The organism is Mycobacterium sp. DL99 (genome assembly GCF_004762045.1).
Taxonomy (GTDB): Bacteria; Actinomycetota; Actinomycetes; order Mycobacteriales; family Mycobacteriaceae; genus Mycobacterium.
The window spans coordinates 2,706,069-2,724,135 of the sequence record NZ_SJOM01000007.1; the positions used below are offsets into that span (position 1 = coordinate 2,706,069).

At 67.0% G+C, this 18,067-nt stretch carries 17 protein-coding genes and 5 tRNA genes; 9 read left to right on the plus strand and 13 right to left on the minus strand.

Annotation, left to right across the window (positions count from 1 at the left end):
* Window positions 1-24: 24 nt before the first annotated feature.
* Entirely contained in the window at window positions 25-1,164 is a 1,140-nt protein-coding gene (locus EYZ64_RS13610; protein WP_286174867.1) for a TDT family transporter, read from the plus strand.
* A gap of 64 nt (window positions 1,165-1,228) precedes the next feature.
* On the opposite strand, the gene EYZ64_RS13615 is transcribed toward EYZ64_RS13610, so the two are convergent.
* The gene (locus EYZ64_RS13615) at window positions 1,229-2,176 is read right to left on the minus strand and encodes a LysR family transcriptional regulator (protein WP_135453907.1); all 948 of its coding nucleotides are present in this window, start codon (window positions 2,174-2,176) and stop codon (window positions 1,229-1,231) included.
* 269 nt (window positions 2,177-2,445) lie between these two features.
* Between EYZ64_RS13615 and EYZ64_RS13620 the strand changes: the two genes are divergently transcribed.
* Window positions 2,446-3,504, plus strand: coding sequence for a 3-deoxy-7-phosphoheptulonate synthase (locus tag EYZ64_RS13620; RefSeq protein ID WP_135453908.1), 1,059 nt, complete (start codon window positions 2,446-2,448; stop codon window positions 3,502-3,504).
* Here the strand turns inward: EYZ64_RS13620 and EYZ64_RS13625 are convergent.
* From EYZ64_RS13625 to EYZ64_RS13635, 3 genes are all read right to left on the minus strand, one after another.
* Window positions 3,501-5,087 carry a PPE family protein gene (locus EYZ64_RS13625; protein WP_135453909.1) on the minus strand — a complete coding sequence of 529 codons (1,587 nt, stop codon included), beginning with the start codon at window positions 5,085-5,087 and terminating at the stop codon, window positions 3,501-3,503. The two genes, EYZ64_RS13620 and EYZ64_RS13625, sit on opposite strands and share 4 nt — an antisense overlap.
* Window positions 5,088-5,323: 236 nt before the next feature.
* A complete protein-coding gene (locus EYZ64_RS13630) occupies window positions 5,324-5,980 on the minus strand; it encodes a biliverdin-producing heme oxygenase (RefSeq protein ID WP_135453910.1) in 657 nt (218 codons plus the stop codon).
* 119 nt (window positions 5,981-6,099) lie between these two features.
* Window positions 6,100-6,666 (minus strand): TetR/AcrR family transcriptional regulator, encoded by a 567-nt coding sequence (locus tag EYZ64_RS13635; RefSeq protein ID WP_135453911.1) that lies wholly within the window; start codon window positions 6,664-6,666, stop codon window positions 6,100-6,102.
* Between the two features lie 116 nt (window positions 6,667-6,782).
* Here EYZ64_RS13635 and EYZ64_RS13640 point away from each other — a divergent pair, with 116 nt between their 5' ends.
* Complete coding sequence (locus EYZ64_RS13640) at window positions 6,783-8,462, plus strand: alpha/beta hydrolase (RefSeq protein ID WP_502702963.1); 1,680 nt, start codon at window positions 6,783-6,785, stop codon at window positions 8,460-8,462.
* A 216-nt stretch (window positions 8,463-8,678) separates the two neighbouring features.
* Window positions 8,679-9,131: a hypothetical protein gene (locus EYZ64_RS13645; protein ID WP_135453912.1), complete on the plus strand. Its 453-nt coding sequence runs from the start codon at window positions 8,679-8,681 to the stop codon at window positions 9,129-9,131.
* 23 nt (window positions 9,132-9,154) lie between these two features.
* On the opposite strand, the gene EYZ64_RS13650 is transcribed toward EYZ64_RS13645, so the two are convergent.
* Window positions 9,155-9,227: transfer RNA gene (locus tag EYZ64_RS13650), tRNA-Gly, on the minus strand.
* 183 nt (window positions 9,228-9,410) lie between these two features.
* Here EYZ64_RS13650 and EYZ64_RS32415 point away from each other — a divergent pair.
* Window positions 9,411-11,042, plus strand: coding sequence for a serine/threonine-protein kinase (locus EYZ64_RS32415; RefSeq protein WP_135453913.1), 1,632 nt, complete (start codon window positions 9,411-9,413; stop codon window positions 11,040-11,042).
* Between the two features lie 157 nt (window positions 11,043-11,199).
* Here EYZ64_RS32415 and EYZ64_RS13660 read toward each other — a convergent pair.
* The 4 genes from EYZ64_RS13660 to EYZ64_RS13675 all read right to left on the minus strand — a co-directional run bounded on the left by EYZ64_RS13660 (window position 11,200) and on the right by EYZ64_RS13675 (window position 11,947).
* Window positions 11,200-11,274 (minus strand) — tRNA-Val (locus EYZ64_RS13660).
* A gap of 17 nt (window positions 11,275-11,291) precedes the next feature.
* Window positions 11,292-11,365 (minus strand) — tRNA-Cys (locus tag EYZ64_RS13665).
* A 31-nt stretch (window positions 11,366-11,396) separates the two neighbouring features.
* A tRNA-Gly gene (locus EYZ64_RS13670) sits at window positions 11,397-11,469 on the minus strand.
* A 109-nt stretch (window positions 11,470-11,578) separates the two neighbouring features.
* On the minus strand, window positions 11,579-11,947 hold the full coding sequence (locus tag EYZ64_RS13675; RefSeq protein ID WP_135453914.1) for a DUF6636 domain-containing protein: 369 nt from the start codon (window positions 11,945-11,947) through the stop codon (window positions 11,579-11,581).
* A 253-nt stretch (window positions 11,948-12,200) separates the two neighbouring features.
* Here EYZ64_RS13675 and EYZ64_RS13680 point away from each other — a divergent pair.
* Window positions 12,201-12,275: transfer RNA gene (locus EYZ64_RS13680), tRNA-Val, on the plus strand.
* A 104-nt stretch (window positions 12,276-12,379) separates the two neighbouring features.
* Window positions 12,380-14,797: a Tex family protein gene (locus EYZ64_RS13685; RefSeq protein WP_135453915.1), complete on the plus strand. Its 2,418-nt coding sequence runs from the start codon at window positions 12,380-12,382 to the stop codon at window positions 14,795-14,797.
* A gap of 3 nt (window positions 14,798-14,800) precedes the next feature.
* Here the strand turns inward: EYZ64_RS13685 and EYZ64_RS13690 are convergent, their stop codons facing one another.
* Genes EYZ64_RS13690 through trxA form a run of 3 tightly spaced genes read right to left on the minus strand, consistent with a single transcriptional unit; the run spans window position 14,801 to window position 16,087 of the window.
* Window positions 14,801-15,511, minus strand: coding sequence for a TVP38/TMEM64 family protein (locus EYZ64_RS13690; protein ID WP_135453916.1), 711 nt, complete (start codon window positions 15,509-15,511; stop codon window positions 14,801-14,803).
* Between the two features lie 32 nt (window positions 15,512-15,543).
* A complete protein-coding gene (locus EYZ64_RS32770) occupies window positions 15,544-15,690 on the minus strand; it encodes a DUF8730 family Cys-rich protein (protein ID WP_502702964.1) in 147 nt (48 codons plus the stop codon).
* 13 nt (window positions 15,691-15,703) lie between these two features.
* The gene (gene trxA, locus EYZ64_RS13695) at window positions 15,704-16,087 is read right to left on the minus strand and encodes a thioredoxin (protein WP_135453917.1); all 384 of its coding nucleotides are present in this window, start codon (window positions 16,085-16,087) and stop codon (window positions 15,704-15,706) included.
* 241 nt (window positions 16,088-16,328) lie between these two features.
* On the opposite strand from trxA, the gene EYZ64_RS13700 reads away from it, so the two are divergent.
* Window positions 16,329-16,733 carry a DUF302 domain-containing protein gene (locus tag EYZ64_RS13700; protein ID WP_135453918.1) on the plus strand — a complete coding sequence of 135 codons (405 nt, stop codon included), beginning with the start codon at window positions 16,329-16,331 and terminating at the stop codon, window positions 16,731-16,733.
* Window positions 16,734-16,741: 8 nt separating this feature from the next.
* Here EYZ64_RS13700 and EYZ64_RS13705 read toward each other — a convergent pair whose 3' ends face one another.
* Window positions 16,742-17,098 (minus strand): MerR family transcriptional regulator, encoded by a 357-nt coding sequence (locus EYZ64_RS13705; protein WP_135453919.1) that lies wholly within the window; start codon window positions 17,096-17,098, stop codon window positions 16,742-16,744.
* 59 nt (window positions 17,099-17,157) lie between these two features.
* Here EYZ64_RS13705 and EYZ64_RS13710 point away from each other — a divergent pair, with 59 nt between their 5' ends.
* On the plus strand, window positions 17,158-18,027 hold the full coding sequence (locus EYZ64_RS13710) for a polysaccharide deacetylase family protein (RefSeq protein WP_135453920.1): 870 nt from the start codon (window positions 17,158-17,160) through the stop codon (window positions 18,025-18,027).
* Window positions 18,028-18,067 lie beyond the last annotated feature (40 nt).

The following is an 18,067-nucleotide window of genomic DNA, read 5'->3' on the forward strand; positions in this document are numbered from 1 at the left end:
CTTGCCGCCGCGAACATTGTTGACGTGACCACCTACACCGCCTCGAGGCCGTTCCATACCGCTCTGCTGGACACCGCTGCGCTGGACGAGTTGGACAGTGCGGGTTCGGCCTTCCGGCACATCACGCCGAACTGGTTCGCCTCGGTGATGGGTACCGGAATCGTCGCGACGGCCGCGGCCACCCTGCCGCTGCATCTGCCGGGTCTGCACGGATTCGCCACTGCGGTCTGGATTCTCGCCGGCACCGTGTTGGTGGTGCTCACCGCGGCGTTCGCCACGCACTGGATCCGGCACCGCGAACAGGCGAAAGCCTATGCCGCGCATCATGTGGTGGGTCAGTTCTACGGGGCCCCGGCCATGGCGCTGCTCACCGTCGGTGCGGGGTCGCTGCTGCTCGGGCCCGCCATCATCGGTCCGTCCGCGGCGCTGGCGCTGGACGTGGTGCTGTGGACCGCCGGTACGGTATTGGGATTGGTTGTCGCCCTGTGGCTTCCGTTCGCGATGATCACCCGGGAGGACCACGCCGATGTGGAGGCGGTCCCGGCCTGGATGATGCCCGTTGTTTCACCCATGGTCTCGGCGTCTACCGGTGCCCTGCTGCTGTCACACCTCGGTCCGGGGCAGGCGGGGATGACCCTGCTGGTGGCCTGCTATGCCATGTTCGGCCTGAGCCTGCTGGCCGGCCTGATCACCACGACCATGGTGTACTCGCGGCTCATGCACGGGGGCTTCGGCCAGGTGCAGGCGATTCCCACGGTGTGGATCGTGCTGGGTGTCGTCGGCCAGTCGATCACCGCGGCCAATCTGCTGGCCGCCCATGCCGGATCGGTGCTCACCGATGCGGCCACGGTGTCGGCGCTGCATGCCTTCGGCGTCGTGTACGGCCTGGTGATGGGTGGATTCGGGGCGTTCGTGTTCTGCCTCGCGACGGCGCTGACTGTGCATGCGGTGCGGCGCGGATTGTCGTTCAGCCTGACCTGGTGGAGCTTCACCTTCCCGGTGGGCACCTGCGTGACCGGTGCGTCCGCGTTGGGTGCCGCCACCGGTGCGGTGGCCATCTCCTGGCTTGCGGTCGCGTTGTACGTACTGTTGCTCGGCGCTTGGGCGACCGTCGCCACCAACACATTGCGCGGGGTGCGGTCCGGTCAGCTACTGCGCGGCTGACCCTTGGCGGTTGCGCCGAGTGTGACGCAGAGGTCGTAAATCCATTGCGGAAACGACCTTTGCGTCACTCTCGGCGATGTTGATGTGAAGCGATGTGGCTGAGCAGGTCGCGCACCGCCCCGGCCGGCGGGGTGCGGCCTCCCGACCAGACGGCCCGCAATTCGCGATGCAGATCCAGGCCGGCGATGGGCACCTCGCGCAGCCGGCCGAGCGTGAGGTCGTCTTCGACGGCCAGCCGGCTCATCACGGCCGGCCCGGCACCGGCCAGCACTGCGGCGCGCATCGCTGCCGCCGAGGACAATTCGATCGCAGGATCGGCCTGACTGGTCGTTGGACCCAATGCGGATCGCAGTGCAGAACTGAGGGCATCCCTTGTGCCCGAACCGGTTTCGCGTGATACCAGTGCGGTCTCGTTGAGTTCGGCGGGGCTGATCGGGGCCGATCGGCGGGCCCACTTGTGATCCGGGGGCACCACGGTGACCAGTTCGTCATGGGTGATCACGCGGCTGCGTAAACCGGCTGGTGCACCTGGGGATTCGATGAAGCCCAGGTCGGCCGACCCGTCGTGCACTGCGGCGATCACCTGGTCACTGTTGGCCGCGGTGAGGATGACCTGGGGCGCGGTCACACCCCGGCGTGCCGCGTCGGCCTGCAGTGACACCAACCAGCGCGGCATGAGTTGCTCGGCAATGGTCAGGCTCGCCGCAACGGTGATCCGGCTGTGGCTTTCGGTGCGCATCGCAGCCAGCCCGGCGTCGACGCGTTCCGCGACGTCGAGCAACTGGTCGGCCCACTCGGCGACGACCGCCCCGGCCGCGGTCAGACGGGATCCGCGCGGGCCGCGTTGCACCAGCCGCACCCCGGTCTGGGCTTCGATGGACGCCAGCCGCGAGGACACCGCCTGCTGGGTGAGTCCCAGCTCACGGCCGGCAGCTCCGAGGCTGCCGGTGCGGGCGATCGCCAGCAGCACTTCGAACGCTGCCAGCTCGGGCATCCGGGCGCTGAGCGGCATGTTCAGGATCGTAGGTTGTAGTCACAAACCATGCTTGTGAACTCCCCGGTTGTGGCCCCGCGATGGCAGTCGTGTAGCCTGGCCGACGTGACTATCGGTGTGTGTGCCAGCTATTGGCGCTTTATCAAGGCTCCGGGCGGAGCCGATAAAGCGCAGCACTAAGCACGCATCCACCCGGAGCCCAGGCAGTGACCATCGGTCGCTGCCTTTCGTCGTTATAGGGCGCCGGATTCTCTGCCAGGTGCCCACCACCAGGAAGGCACCTGAAAATGAACTTGGCGCAGACCGCCAACGCCCCCACCACATCGGACCGGCGGGTCCGTAGTTTCAGCGCGATTCCCAGCCCGCACGATGTGCTGACCGAGTTCCCGCTGGGGGAGCGCCGCGCCGAACGGGTGGCCCGCGACCGCGACGAGATCGCCGACATCCTGGCCGGTCGTGACGACCGGCTGCTGGTGGTCGTCGGCCCGTGTTCGGTGCACGATCCCGCGGCCGCGCTCGAATACGCCAGCCGGTTGGTCAAGGTGGCCGACGAACTCAAAGACCAGCTCAAGATCGTGATGCGGGTGTACTTCGAGAAGCCGCGCACCACCATCGGCTGGAAGGGCCTGATCAACGATCCGGGCATGGACGGCACCTTCGACGTGGCCCGCGGATTGCGCATCGCCCGTCAGCTGCTGCTCGACATCATCGACATCGGCCTGCCCGTCGGGTGTGAGTTCCTGGAACCGACCAGCCCGCAGTACATCGCGGATGCCGTGGCCTGGGGTGCGATCGGCGCCCGGACCACCGAGTCGCAGGTGCACCGCCAGCTGGCGTCGGGCCTGTCGATGCCGGTCGGGTTCAAGAACGGCACCGACGGCAACATCCAGGTCGCGGTCGACGGCGTGAAAGCCGCTGCCGCCGAGCATGTCTTCTTCGGTATGGACGATATGGGCCGCGGCGCGGTGGTGAGCACCGCCGGCAATGAGGACTGCCACGTGATCCTGCGCGGCGGGACCGACGGACCGAACTACGGGGCCGACGCGGTGGCCGCCGCCGCAGCCAAGTTGACCGGTGCCGGGCTGCCCGCTCGTGTCGTGATCGATTGCAGCCACGCCAATTCCGGCAAGGACCATGTCCGCCAGGCGTCGGTGGCCGCGGAGGTGGCCCAGTTGGTTCGTGACGGTTTGCCGATCAGCGGTGTGATGCTGGAGAGCTTCCTGATTGCCGGTGCCCAGTCGCCCGAGGCCCGCCCGCTCACCTACGGCCAGTCGGTCACCGACAAGTGCATGGATTGGGACGCAACGGATCTGGTGCTGCGCGAGCTCGCGAAGCGAGAGGGTTAGTTCCCGCTCGATTCGGACTCGTCGGCCCCGGATTGCCAGCTGCCCGGCATCATCGGGGTCGTGGTGCCGCTGCCGAACGTGTCATCGGCCAGCGTGGTCAGCCCGGCCGGGCCGGCAACAACGGATTTCGCTGCGGTACCGGTGAATCCGAGGTTTCCGGCGCCGCTGCCGGAGGCGCTGGTGTCGGCGGGTTGCTCCGGTGGCGGTGTGGCGGCCTCGCCGTCGGCCGTCATGAACTCGTAGCGGTAACCGCGGTCCTTGGCCGTCCCGCCGCGACGCTTGCGGGCTTGGGCCCGTCGCTTGTCGATCGCGGCCGCTGTCGCGGCGGCAGCGGCCGATGCACCGACTGAGTCGGAGGCCTGGGCGGTCGCGCTGTACCGCATCGTCGGGCCGAAACCGAACCCAGGACCGCCGCCCGGCACCGCGTAGATGCTGGTTTCCGCGCCGGTGGCCATCGGTGTAGGCGAGGGCGCCGGGGTGACCGGTGCCGAGCCGGGTGTCGGCGCAGTCGGTGCGCTCGCGGGCGCCGATGACGGTGCCGGGGAGCCGGGCAGCGCGGCTACCGCAGGCTGCTCGGCGGGCGGGTTCATCTCATCGGCGGGCGCGTCGATCGGAATGTCGTAGGCCTGCGCCAGTCCGACGAGCCCGAGCATGCCGAGCATCGCAGGGGAGGCCGCAGCGACCGCCGCGGCGTACAACGGGGTGCCCAGCACCGCGAAGACTGCCGTGTACGCACCGAGGAAGAACACGTTGATATACGTGGTGAACAGCAGCGACGGGTCGGCAATGATCTCGGCGAGGACCTGGGGGATCTTCCAGGGCTCGAGAATGAATTCCCTGAGCTGGTCGTACATCCCATAGAAATGCTCAGATTTCCCGGCCAGCCAATTGCCGATCGGATCGTTGGCTTCGATCCACTTGACGAACTCCTCGTACGAACTGATCAAGTCGCTCAAGCTGAGGGACGAGCCAGATTCGGTGGCCTCCGTCGCGGCGGTGGCCTGCATCATCGTGGCCGACACCGAACCGGCTTCGCCGACGCCCGGTGCCAGCAGCAGTGGTGCGGCCGCAGATATCGGTGTGGTCGCCACCGCGATCTCGGTGGCGGCCTGGTAGACGGTCATCGTGGTCGCGGCCTGGATCCACATGCGGACATAGTCGGCCTCGTTGACGGCGATCGGGACCATGTTGATCCCGAAGAAGTTGGTGGCCACCAGCACACCGAGGGTTGCGCGGTTGGTCGCCAGCTCGGCCAGCGTCGGCATGGCCCCCAGCGCGGCGGTGTAGGACGCCGCAGCGGTCTCGATCTGGGCGGCCACCCCCGCGGTGCTGGCGCTGGTCTCGCTCAGCCAGGCGAGGTAGGGAACATGTGCCGCGGTGTAACGCTCGGCGCTCGCACCCTCCCATGCTCCGGCCTGCACAGTGCCCATCAAAGCGGTCAATTCGCTTGCCGCCAGGGAGTATTCGGTACTCAACGAACTCCATGCTCCGGCGGCTGCCAACAGCGGTCCGGCGCCGGGGCCGCTGCTGAGCAGGGCCGAGTGCACTTCGGGCGGTACGGCCATCCAGACCGGGGCGGTCATCGCGGACCGCCCACGAGGCTGGGGGACGGTGTGGCGTCGCTATTTGCCGCCGTGGGAATGGGGGTGCAGATAGTCATCGGCGTTGTCCGGGGTGCAGTGCATGCAGGTGCCCCGGTATCTCCTCTCGATCGCTTTGCTCCCCCATCGGACAAGTATGGTTAGCATAAGCTAACTTCAAGCGATTTGGGGTATGAACTTCCTATGTCTTGGCGGAATCGTCAATCTGGAGGCTGAGCTCAGCGGCGGTAGGCGGGCAGCTTCTCGGCGAGTTCGTCGAACACGCGCTGGTTGAGGCTGAAGGCCAGTTTCACCTCGTCGACCACGCGATCGATGTCGTCCCCGTCGAGGTCGAGCCCGTCTAGGCGGTCGCGGTAGGCGTCCTTGTACGGCTTGGGCCGCATCGGGAAGTCGTAGAACGCCAGCCCTTCGCCGTCGAGGTCGAACGAGCGTCCCAAGATGCGACCGATGGCCTGGCCACCGGAAAGGTCACCGAGGTAGCGGGTGTAGTGATGCGCCACGAGCGCGCCGCCCCAGGGGGCATCGGCGAACCGGGCGCAGTAGGCGCGCGCCGCAGGTGAGTCGACGTCGCGATCCGCGCCGGGCGCCCAGTGCGCCAGGTCGGCGTCGATGGCGTCCAACCGCTCGAGTGCGGGGTCGTACACGGCGCCGACGAGAGGGTCGTTGCGGTGCTGCCGGATGGCGGTCTCCAGTGCGGCGTAGATCGCCCGCAGTCGCAGCAGATAGTCGACGTAGCCCTGCTCGTTGACCCGGCCGCTCAGAAGTTCGGTGACAAACGGCGACTGCTCGGCGGCGTTGTGCTGGTCGGTCGAGTCCTGACGCATCGCCGCGGAAAGTGAACGGACGGACTCGGTTGCGACGGCACTTGGCGGCATTCTCGGCTCCACTTGCTAGGGCTCAACTTTGACACGTTGTCAGCATCCTGACAACTTGTCGAAAACCTAGCACGGTGCCGACAGGTTCGGGGGGCTACGGGTTCGGGGGTGGGTCGCGGCTAGCGCGTGGCGCCGAGTGCGCGCAGGACGAACCGCTCGATCGCCTCCACCGGAAGGTGGCGCGGCGCCAGGCACGCATGGATCAACGACATCGTGGCGGGCTCATCGTCGATGACGAACTGCCCGGTGGCCACGCCCTGCGTCAGGATGTCGCGCAGTACGTCCTCGACCGCCACCACATGGTCGCGGATGGCCAGCATGGTTTCGGTCGACAATGCGCCGTAGAGCTGCATGCCCATACCCATGTGGAATTCCTGGCCGGCCTCCAGCTGATGCCGGATGTAGACCCCAAGGCGTCCGACCGGATCATCGACCTCGGACAGGGCGGCGCGCAACCCGTCGAGGTAGCGGGTCGTCTCGTGCGAGGCGAACGCGATCACCACTGATTCCTTGTCGGGGAAGTGGTGATAGATCGCGGTCCGACCGATCCCGGCCTCGGCCGCGAGCTTGGCCATCGTGATCGCGTCGAAGCTGTGCTCGGCCATGAGTGTGGCGAAAGCCTCGAAGATGCGCTGCTGGACCAGCTCGCGGTGTTCTTCGACCGATGAGGCGCTGATCCTGGGCACGCTCGACTCTAACGCCCGCGATCACAGCGGAGTCTGTTAGTCCAGGCTTAGCTGCCGGGTCGCGTTCGCCCGGTCCACTACAGTCTCGGTACCCAACTGAATGAAAGTGGTACTTCGTGCTGCATGCCTTGCGGGGCTTACCCATCCCTTCGCGCTTCGCCACTGCTGCGCGCACCCTGCACCCGGTCGGTTTGTCGGTGGCACTGCTGTTCTTCGCCTGGTCGATGAGCCCGTCACTGCTACCGCGCGCCTGGTATCTGCAAGGGGTCGCGACGGGTATCAGTGTCGGGATCGGGTACGGGCTGGGGTGCGCCATCGCATGGGCGGTTCGCCGTTGCGGGATCAGCCCGCAATGGTCGTCGCGCACCGGCAGGATCGGGTGGTGGACGCTGGCCGGTGCCGCTGTCGTGGTCGTCCCGATGTTTCTGGTACTCGGGTCATGGTGGCAGCAGATCTTGCGCGATCTCATCGGGATGCCGCGCACTGAGCGGTCCTTCTACTTTCTGGTGTTGTTGATCGCGGTGGCCATCGCGATGGCGCTGGTCGCCATCGGACGTGGATTGCGTTGGGCCACCAATCGTTTGACCGACATGGGCGGGCGGGTCGTACCCGGCCCGGTGGCCCGGCTGGCCGCGGTGGTCATCGTGGTGACCCTGGTGGTGATGGGGCTCGATGGTGCCCTGCATCGCGGACTGCTGAGCATGGCCGAACGTTCCGCGAAAGTGGCCGACAAGAGCACCGCCGAAGGCGTGGCGCAACCGAGTGCGCCGGAGCGTTCCGGTTCGCCGGCTTCGGCGCAGGCATGGGACACCCTCGGGCGCGAAGGGCGCAGCTTTGTAGCCGGTGGCCCGAGCGCCCAAGAGATCTCGACGGTGACCGGCACCCCGGCGCTCACCCCGATCCGGGTGTACGCCGGCCGCACTTCCGCGGACAGTGTCGAAGGTATTGCCGAGCAGGTGATCGCCGAACTGCGCCGCACCCACGCCTTCGAGCGCAAGGTGCTGGCCGTCGTGACCACCACAGGTCGGGGTTGGGTGAACCCCAACGTCGCGGCCGCCCTCGAATACCTCAACGGCGGGAACACGGCGATCGCGTCGATGCAGTATTCGTTCCTGCCCAGCGCGCTGTCCTTCATCGCCGACCGGGAGACCCCGCCGTTGGCCGGGCAGGCGTTGTTCGAAGCGGTGCACGGGGTTTGGGCTGCCCTGCCGGAAGCCAAGCGGCCGAAACTCGTGGTGTTCGGGGAGAGCCTGGGTTCCTTCGGGGGACAGTCGGCGTTCGCCTCCGGTGCGGACATCGTCGCCCGCACCGACGGTGCGCTGCTGGTCGGTACACCCAACTTCGCGCAGCCATGGAGCAGGATCACCGCCAACCGGGATCCCGGTTCGCTGGAGCGCCTGCCGGTGGTCGACGACGGCCGCCACATCCGCTTCGCTTCTCGGACCTCCGATGTGAATCTTCCTGGCCCGTGGGAGTTTCCGCGCGTGGTGTTCTGGCAGCATGCCGGCGACCCGATCACCTGGTGGTCCTTCGATCTGCTGCTGCATCGCCCGGACTGGCTGCGGGAACCGCTGGGGCCCGACGTGGACCCGGGGATGCGGTGGCTGCCGTTCGTGACGTTCTGGCAGGTGACGCTGGACATGATCTTCTCCGCCGACGTGCCGTACGGGTACGGGCATGCCTTCGGCCCGGACGCCACTGACCTGTGGGTCGACATCCTGGCGCCCAAGGGTTGGGATCCCGCGCTGAGCCAGCGGATCCAGGATGCGATCGCGGGGAGCGATCAGTCCGACTGACCGATACCCCGGCGGTTTGTTGACGCAACTGATAATTTGCTGCTGGCACGCCGCCGGGTACGGGACATCGGAGCCCCGGCCGATACAGGCTTCAGCGAGACGAGATCGCGGCGATCGAGGACGCTTTCGACTCCGTGCACATCGGCGGGGCGGCACGGTCGTGTCGGTGTGAGTCATTACGCCGGTGCGTGGCGGGCAGCGCATAGTCTGCGCGGTGTGGGTGGACTGTTCGGGTGGGCGATCGCTGTGATGTTGCTGTTCTGGCCGATCCTGTTGGCGATCGGTGCCGTCGCGTGGCGCAACGAAGTGCTCGCCAATCGGATTCGCGCGAATCAGGCTGACCTCAGAATCCTTATCGGACAGGTGATGGACGAGGCGGCCCGCGGGCGCGAACTCGGTGCGGAGAAGTCGTTCGTCGCATGGCGCGTCGACTGGGCCGAAGACGGTGTCATGCGAGTGGAGAACACGGGCCGTGACAAGGCCCGCTCCGTCACGGCCAAAGCGTCGAACGCCTCTGGGGCGGCCGAAAAGACCGTGAGTTCGGTGGAACCGGGCGGCGCTGTCGATCTCGGTGTTGTCCTGGCCGCCGCGGGTGGCACCGAGGTCGAGCTCACATGGCGCACAGAACTGGGCCGCTGGACGACCGAACGGTACGTGCCCAAGCGCTGATCGAAGCCACAATCGCACCTTTGAGCGGATGACGGGATTCGAACCCGCGACCCTCACCTTGGCAAGGTGATGCGCTACCAACTGCGCTACATCCGCGCGCCACAAGCGAGATCGTCGCCCGTCGCGATGCAGAACACTAGCCCACCGATGCGCGCAGACACAAATCACTCGGTTTTGACTTGCATTGCGGGGCAACGTAAAAGGTGCACGTCAGCGGGGCGGTGTCGATGATCCGGATGCCCGCGGCAGACGTCACAGGGCAGTTCGTAGGATTCGTGGATGCCGCTCAACGTCGGTGAGACGTTCTCCGTGTTCCGGATCGATCGACTGCTGGGGCCAGGCGAGACGGGGGAGGTCTACCTCGCGCAGCACCCCAGGCGCCCCGGCCGTGACGCGCTGACGGTGCTGCCCGAGGACTGGTCCGCCGAACCCGGGTACAGGGAACGGTTCTGCCGTGAGGCGGATGTGGCCGCCACACTGTGGCACCCCAGCATCGCCAGGGTCCGCGGTCGCGGGGAATTTGACGGTCAGCTCTGGATATCGATGGACTTCGTCGACGGCACGGATCTCGCTGGTCTCCTCGATCAGCGGTACCCGAACGGCCTGTCGCGCGAACAAGTTTTCAACATCATCATCGCGGTCGCCGGGGCGCTCGACTACGCACACAAGCATGGCTTGCTGCATCGTGACGTCAGGCCGGCCAACATCATCCTCACTGAGGTCGACGGTTATGCGGAGCCGCGCGCCGTTCTCGCCGACCTTGGTATCGCGCGCAGCATCGGGCCTGCGGACCGGCCCGACTATGCCGCACCTGAGCAACTGGTGGGGGAGGACGTCGACGGCCGCGCAGACCAGTACGCGCTGGCCTGCACCGCGTATCACCTCTTGACCGGGATGCAACTGTTCGCGCACTCCAATCCCGCTGTCATAGTGAGCCGGCACGTCAACTCGAAGCCGCCGGTGTTGGCCGACACGCGGCCCGAGTTGGCCGATCTCGATCCGGTGCTGGCCAAAGCCCTCGCCAAGAACCCGGCTGATCGATTCGACAGCTGCGGCGCTTTCGCGCACGCGCTGGCCGATGAAACGCCGATGCCCGCACTGACTTTGACGCCGGCGCCGGCCGCACCGGCGGCCAGCCAACGGACCGCCGGGTATCGAGTACCCGCGAAATGGGCGCCCGTAGCGGCTGCCGCCGCCGTTGGCGTCGTCGCCGGAGTCGGAGTGTGGCAGCTGTGGCCATCCGCTGGCGCCGCAGCGAGCGAGCAGCCGAGCCAACCGCCGAGCGCAGCCATTGCGAGCGCCACGGACGTGGCGATCGCCCCATCGCCGAGCGGCCCGGTCTTTGACGGCCTCTACCGCCTCGACTACGGCAACCCCCACGCCACCCTCAACGGCATTCCCTGGCCGGGGGCGGGCAACCAAATCGCGAGTTATTGGTGGGCATTCCGATCGACCTGCAAACCGTCGGGATGTGTTGCGACGTCGACGCGGATGGACAGCTCCAACCATGCCGTCCCCCACATGGAAGGTGGCGGGATGACGGCCGTCTTCCGCTTCCTCAACAATTCTTGGCAGGGTGATCCCTCGAGAGGCTGGCTGCCCTGCGAGGCGCCGATCGTCGGGCAAGCGCAGGCAATGGATACGGCGTTGGCATTGACGCCGCAGCCTGACGGCGGGCTGGCCGGCGTTCAAACCACCACCATCCAATCCAACGAGTGCGGACTGCAAGGTGCGGTGATCACCGTGCCCGTCCAGACCACCCGGATCGACGAAGTTCCACCGGCCACCGCCGCCCGCTCCGCAGGTGCCCCCGCCGCCGTCAATCGGCCCGCTCATGCAGAACCCCGGCCCGCCGGCCGCTCCGGTGGCGCCGGTCGCCGCTCCACCTGCGCCGCCCCCGCCGGTCGGTAACTAAGAATCGGGATCGGGTGTCCGCCGAAATGCGTCACCCGGCAACCACTTACGTGCGCCGAGTGCGACGCCGCAGGGTCGGGTAGCCGAATCGACCGGGTATGACTGTCCGCAAACAGCAGAAAGGCCCGGTTCGAAAACCGGGCCTGCACTGCTGTGGTGCGCGATACTGGGATTGAACCAGTGACCTCTTCCGTGTCAGGGAAGCGCTCTCCCGCTGAGCTAATCGCGCGGGTTGAAACTCTTACTTGGAGGTGGAGACGGGAATCGAACCCGTGTGCACGGCTTTGCAGGCCGTTGCCTCACCACTCGGCCACTCCACCACTGGGGTTGATGCCACAAATCGCACCTTCGAGCGGATGACGGGATTCGAACCCGCGACCCTCACCTTGGCAAGGTGATGCGCTACCAACTGCGCTACATCCGCGCGCCACGAGCGAGATCGTCGCCCGTCGCGATGCAGAACATTAGTCCACGGATGCTCGCAGACACAAATCCCCATTACGGGAGGGCAACGCGCGGCCAAAAACGGTGTTTCAGAACAGGTGATAGGCCTGCCGCGACAAGGTGAATCCGTGACGGGTCTTCGTGTCGCGGCATGTGATGCCGGTGTCGGCGCTCTCACATCGCAATGTCCCGGCCGTGATCGAGTCCCCGTAGCCCAGTTCGGCGCCGGCGTCCAAGGCGGTGTCGCCCGCGCAGACGAACTCGGCGGGCCGGCCGGGGCTCAGTGTCATGCCCTGGCCGTAAGCGAACTCACAACTCGCCGGGCGCAGCGGTGGTGCCCAGCTACGGTCGCGGATATCGCAACGCGCCGTCGAGGCGTCGAGGTAGCACCCCACGTTGCCGGACGGCGAGGTGAAGCCGGTCAGCTCGTTGACCTGCCGGTTCGTAAGGCTGGACACACCACGAACACTCGGCGTTACGTCCGGGGCTCGATCTGTCATTGGGGCCGGGGCGCTGTGGCAGCCGGAAAATAGTGCACTAGCAGCAAAAACCGCGCCGCCGACCGCTGGCCAGCGAACCCGCAGGTGAACCATGACGGGTGACCATACGCCCACGTCGGCATGCATATTTGGCAAATCAAACAAGTCGATCGGGTGGATGCCGATTCGGGCCTGGCCGGGTATGCGTGCTAGTGTTCGACGTCGTTCCCACGGTCTCGTAGCTCAGTGGGAGAGCGTCCGCCTCACACGCGGAAGGTCGCTGGTTCGAACCCAGCCGGGACCACCATCACGACCAACGGCTTCGGATATTCCGGGGCCGTTTTTTCGTGGCAGGACACACACTTCCCCGTGTCCGGGTGTTGTCGGTCCGATTCGGTAGGGTCCTCCGACGTGACTCAGAGCGTTACCGTCGGAACCATCAAATCCGTAACCGCCCGTCTGGCCGAGGAACTCGCCGTAGCCGAGGGGCAGGTCGTCGCCACGGTGGCACTGCTGGACGAGGGCTCGACGGTCCCGTTCATCGCCCGGTACCGCAAGGAGGTCACGGGCGGTCTCGACGACGGGCAGCTGCGCACGCTGGAGGAACGCCTGGGCTACCTGCGTGAGCTCGACCAGCGCCGCGAGGCCGTGCTGGCCTCCATCGACGAGCAGGGCAAGCTCACCGATGAACTGCGCGCGGCCTTGATGACCGCGGAGACCAAGGCCCGGGTCGAGGACATCTACCTGCCGTACAAGCCCAAGCGGCGCACCAAGGCCCAGATCGCCAGGGAGGCCGGCCTGGAACCGCTGGCGGATCGTCTGCTGACGGATCCGACGCTGGTGCCCGACGAGGCTGCCGGTGAGTTCCTCAACGACGACGTCGCCGATGCACCCGCGGCGCTGGAAGGCGCGCGCCACATCATCATCGAGCGGGCCTCCGAGGACGCCGAGCTTGTTGGCGCCACCCGCGAGAAGTTCTGGGCCGACGGTTCGCTGCGCACCGGTCCGTGGTCTGAAGAGGCCGCGAAAAGCCCCGCCGCGCAGAAGTTCCGGGACTACTTCGAGTTCTCTGAGCCGCTGGAGAACATGCCGTCGCACCGGGTGCTCGCGGTGCTGCGCGGCGAGAAGGAGCAGGCGCTGTCGCTGAACTTCGACGGCGGCGACGACGAGCTCTACCAGGCGATGATCGCCCAGTCGCTCGGCATCGACATGGCCGCCAAGACTCCGGCCACCCCGTGGCTCGCCACCACCGTGCGGCTGGCCTGGCGCGCCAAGCTGATGATCTCGGCCGCCGTGGACGCCCGCATCCGGCTGCGTCAGCGCGCCGAGGAGGAGGCGGTCGCGGTGTTCGCCCGTAACCTCAAGGACCTGCTGTTGGCCGCACCGGCCGGTACCCGTGCCACCCTCGGACTGGACCCGGGTTTCCGCACCGGGGTCAAGGTCGCCGTCGTCGACGCCACCGGCAAGGTCGTCGACACGTGCGCGGTCTTCCCGCACCAGCCGCAGAAGCAGTGGGATCAGTCGAAAGCCGTCCTGGCGGCCCTGATCGCCCGGCACAACGTCGAGCTGATCGCCGTCGGCAACGGCACCGCCTCGCGTGAGACCGATGCCCTGGCCACCGAGCTGATCGCGGACATCCGGGCGGCCGGGGCGAAGGCACCGGTGACGGCCATGGTCAGCGAGGCCGGTGCATCGGTGTACTCGGCGTCGGAATACGCGGCCCGGGAAATGCCGAACCTCGACGTGACGCTGCGCGGCGCGGTCTCGATCGCCCGCCGCCTGCAGGACCCCCTGGCCGAGCTTGTCAAGATCGACCCGAAGTCGATCGGCGTCGGGCAGTACCAGCACGACGTGACGCCGGGCTCGCTGGCACGCAGCCTCAACGCGGTGGTCGAAGACGCGGTGAACGCCGTCGGTGTGGATCTCAACACCGCCTCGGTGCCGCTGCTGGCCCGGGTGTCGGGCGTTACCGAATCCCTGGCCGAGGCCATCGTGGCGCACCGCGAGAGTGCCGGCGCCTTCCGCAGCCGCAAGGCGCTGCTGGATGTTCCACGCCTGGGCCCCAAGGCCTTCGAACAGTGCGCGGGCTTCCTGCGGATCCGCGACGGCGAGGACCCGCTGGATGCCTCCGGCGTGCACCCCGAGTCCTACCCGGTGGTGCGGCGCATCCTGGACCGCTCCAACGTGACGCTGGCCGAGTTGATCGGTGACGAGCGCACCCTGCGGGGGCTCAAGCCCGCCGACTTCGCCGACGAGCGATTCGGTATCCCGACCGTGACCGACATCCTGGGCGAACTGGAGAAGCCCGGCCGTGACCCGCGTCCGGCGTTCTCCACGGCCACCTTTGCCGCCGGCGTCGAGAAGGTCGGCGACCTCAAGCCCGGCATGGTGCTGGAGGGCGTGGTGACCAATGTCGCGGCTTTCGGCGCCTTCGTGGACGTGGGTGTACACCAGGACGGTCTCGTGCACGTCTCGGCGATGGCCGACCGGTTCATCTCCGACCCGCACGAGGTGGTGAAGTCCGGGCAGGTGGTCAAGGTCAAGGTCGTCGACGTCGACGTGGAGCGGCAGCGCATCGGCTTGACTCTGCGGCTCAACGACACCCCGCAGCAGGGCAAGCGGCCCGACCGGGGCGGCCAGGGAGGCCAGAACCGTCGTGACGGTGGCGGCAATCAAGGGCGCGGCGGCGGAAACCAGGGCGGCGGAAACCAGGGACGCGGCGGGGACCGGCGAAACCAGAACCGCGGCAACAACTCCGGTCGCCGGGATTCGAACCAGCCGACCGGCTCGATGGCTGACGCGCTGCGCAACGCAGGTTTCGGAAAGTAGCGGCTAGGAGGTCTGCTCCGGGGCCTGATCGGCCCCGGAGTGGCGGCGCCAGGATCGGTAGCCACGGTGGGCGGCGAACGCCCCGATGACCGCCGTGACGCACCACACCCCGATCGCCGTATACGCCAGCGGGGCCGACAGATCACCGATCGACGCGCCCAGCGCGGTGTAGACGAACGCGCGCGGCACTGAACCGATGAACGCCCCGACCGCCATCTGCCACAACGGCACACCGAACGCGCCGAAGGCATAGGACGCCAGGGCGTCGGACAGTCCGGGGACGAAACGTTGCCCGACCACCGCCCACAGGCCGCCCCGCTGAATCTGGTGGTCCAGCCGGTCGGCCCGTTGCGCCCCGAGTAGGGCCCGGGCGCTGTCGCGGCCCGCGCGCCGGCCGATCAGGCTGGCCACCACCGCGGTGCCGACGGTCGCACCCAAGGTCACGAAGGTGCCCAGCACCGGGCCGAACAACACCCCGCTGCCCGCGGCCAGGATCGGACCCGGCACGAACAGCGCCCCGAGACAGGCCGACACCACGACATACGCCAGCGGTGCCGCGGGGCCGGTGGAGGCGACCAGGCCTCGGATGTCATCGACATCGATCACGCGGGCGACGGCCACCAGGTAGAACAGGCCGAACAGAAACGCCGCGAAGGCGGCGAGCCTCAGGATGTGCGGCCGCCGGTTGATGGCGGGGGAGTCGTCGTCAGTCATGGCGGCCACGATTCTTCCCCACGGCCGTGTCGTCATTCCTGGGCGCGGTCACCCACGGGCGTGTCGGTGCAGGTGCAGCGCTTCGTCACTGGTACCGACCGCATGACTTCGGCCGCATGTTGGCCACAGCCGTCCCAGGTCGTCTTCGCGCAGCTCGAGCACTTCACGGTGTAACACATGGTCTTGCTCGTTTCAGTTCGCCGTAGTGGAACTCGTGGCTTTCCGGGCCGCGATCGTGGCCCGGACCTGGTCCATGTCGAGGGCCGCGACCTGGGAGATGAGATTTTCCAGTGCCGCCGCCGGCAGCGCGCCGGGTTGGCTGAAGACCAGGACTCCTTCGCGGAAGGCCGCGATGGTCGGGATGGATCGAATTTCCATCAGAGCGGCGAGTTCGCTTTCCTGCTCGGTGTCGACCTTGGCGTGCACGATCTCGGGGTGGCTGGCGGCCGACCGCTCAAAGACCGGGGCGAAAGCCCGGCACGGACCACACCACGTAGCCCAGAAATCGACGAGCACGATGTCGTTGTCGCGGATCGTTGATTCGAAATCCGCGTAGCCGATGTTGCGAGTCGTCATTGTCTTCTCCTTGTCTTGCTGGGGGTCTGGTGATCGCGAGGTGCCCGTCGCTGACAGGCACTCGACCCTTCCAACATACCCCCGGGGGTATCGATTCCATCCGTCTGCGCGCGGGTGGATACGAGAATCGCGAACGCCGCAAGGCTCGATCATTCCTTTCTGGGTGATACCTCGGCGGGTAACGTGGCAGGAGGATGTGCGCTCGTCTGGCGTGTAACGACAGGACGAAAGGAACCACGAGATGGACATCGCGTTGGTGGCCACCACACGAGGCCCGTTCGACGAGGCTGTCGCTCGCACGCGAGACGCGCTGGCCGATCAGGGGTTCGGTGTGTTGACCGAGATCGATATCAGGACGACGCTCAACGCCAAACTCGGCAGTGGTGCCGGTGACGAGTTGGGCGACTACCTGATCCTGGGCGCCTGCAACCCGCAGTTCGCTCAGCAGGCGCTCAACGCATTTCCGCCGATCGGCGTGCTGTTGCCGTGCAACGTGGTGTTGCGCACCGGTCGCGGTGACGGCGCGGTGGTCGTCGTCGAGGCGATGAATCCCAACCTGATGGCCGAGGTCACCGACGAACCCGCGCTGGTCGATATCGCCGCCGAGGTCGGGCGACGCCTACAGGCAGCACTCGACAGTCTTTAGGCGCTGCCTCACCCTGATGCGGCGTCGATCACGCCGTCGAGAATCTCGCGTGAGGTCGACAAGTCCCGGATCGCCTGTTCGAGCCGGTGGCGTTCGGCCGATAGCTCGGTGAGTAGGCGGGGCGTGGCCTGCGGGGCAGGTCCGCCGTCGGCATCGCGCATACAGGGCAGCAGCGAGGAGATGGTGCGGCTGTGTAGCCCGGCGGCGTAGAGCTCCTGAATACGGATGACCCGGTCGACGGCCTTCTCCGGATACTCGCGTTGCCCGCCGGGCGTGCGGTCCGACGTCAGCAGGCCCTGCTGCTCGTAGTACCGCAGCGACCGTTGGCTGACCCCGGTGCGGCGTGCGAGCTCGCCAATACGCATATGCCAGTTATACCGGCGCGACTTGACCCTGACATTGGTGTCAGCTCGTACCGTTCGTCATGACCACGTTGCAACCGCCCTTCACCTACAGCCCGATCACTGAACGCGCGCCGATCCGTTGGCCCGGCGACGCGCGAGTCGCGGTGTACATCGGGCTCAACGTCGAGCACTTCCTGGTCGACCGGCCCTCGACGAGTATCTGGCCGGGGACCGCGGAGCTGACCCCCGATGCACTCAACTACGGCTGGCGGGATTATGGCGCCCGAGTGGGGATTTGGCGCACGATCGAGGCTCTGGACCGGTACGGCATCCGTCCGAGCGTGCTGCTGAATTCAGCCGTGATCGAGCATCATCCGCAGATTGTGGCTGCGGGTGTGGAACGGAACTGGACGTGGCTGGCGCACGGGCAGACCAACTCGATCCTGCACACCGGACTGGCCGTCGACGAGGAGCGGCAGATTCTCGCCGAGATCGCCGACGACATCGCCGATGCCACGGGCCGGCGTCCGCGCGGCTGGATGGGCCCGGGCCTCACCGAAACCTCCCACACCCCGGAACTGTTGGCCGAACTCGGTTTTCACTACGTTCTCGATTGGACCAACGATGACCAGCCCTATCCGCTGACCGTGCCGGGCATGCTCAGCGTGCCGTACTCGGTGGAACTCAACGACCTTCTGATCTTCGGGAAAGGTTTCACCGGAGGCGAGTTCGTGCAGATGGTGATCGACCAGTACGAGCAACTGCGCGCGGATTCGGCAACCAGTGGCCGGGTGATGGCGTTGGCGCTGCACCCGTTCGTGATCGGGCAACCCTTCCGGCACAAGTACCTCGAGCAGGTTCTGGAGTATCTCGCCGCGCGACCTGACGCGTGGTTGACGACCAGCGATGAGATCGCGGTGGTGCGGCGGATTGATTGCGAACGCCAATAGCCGCAGCACGATTGGACTCACAATGCTGGACCGTCGCTGT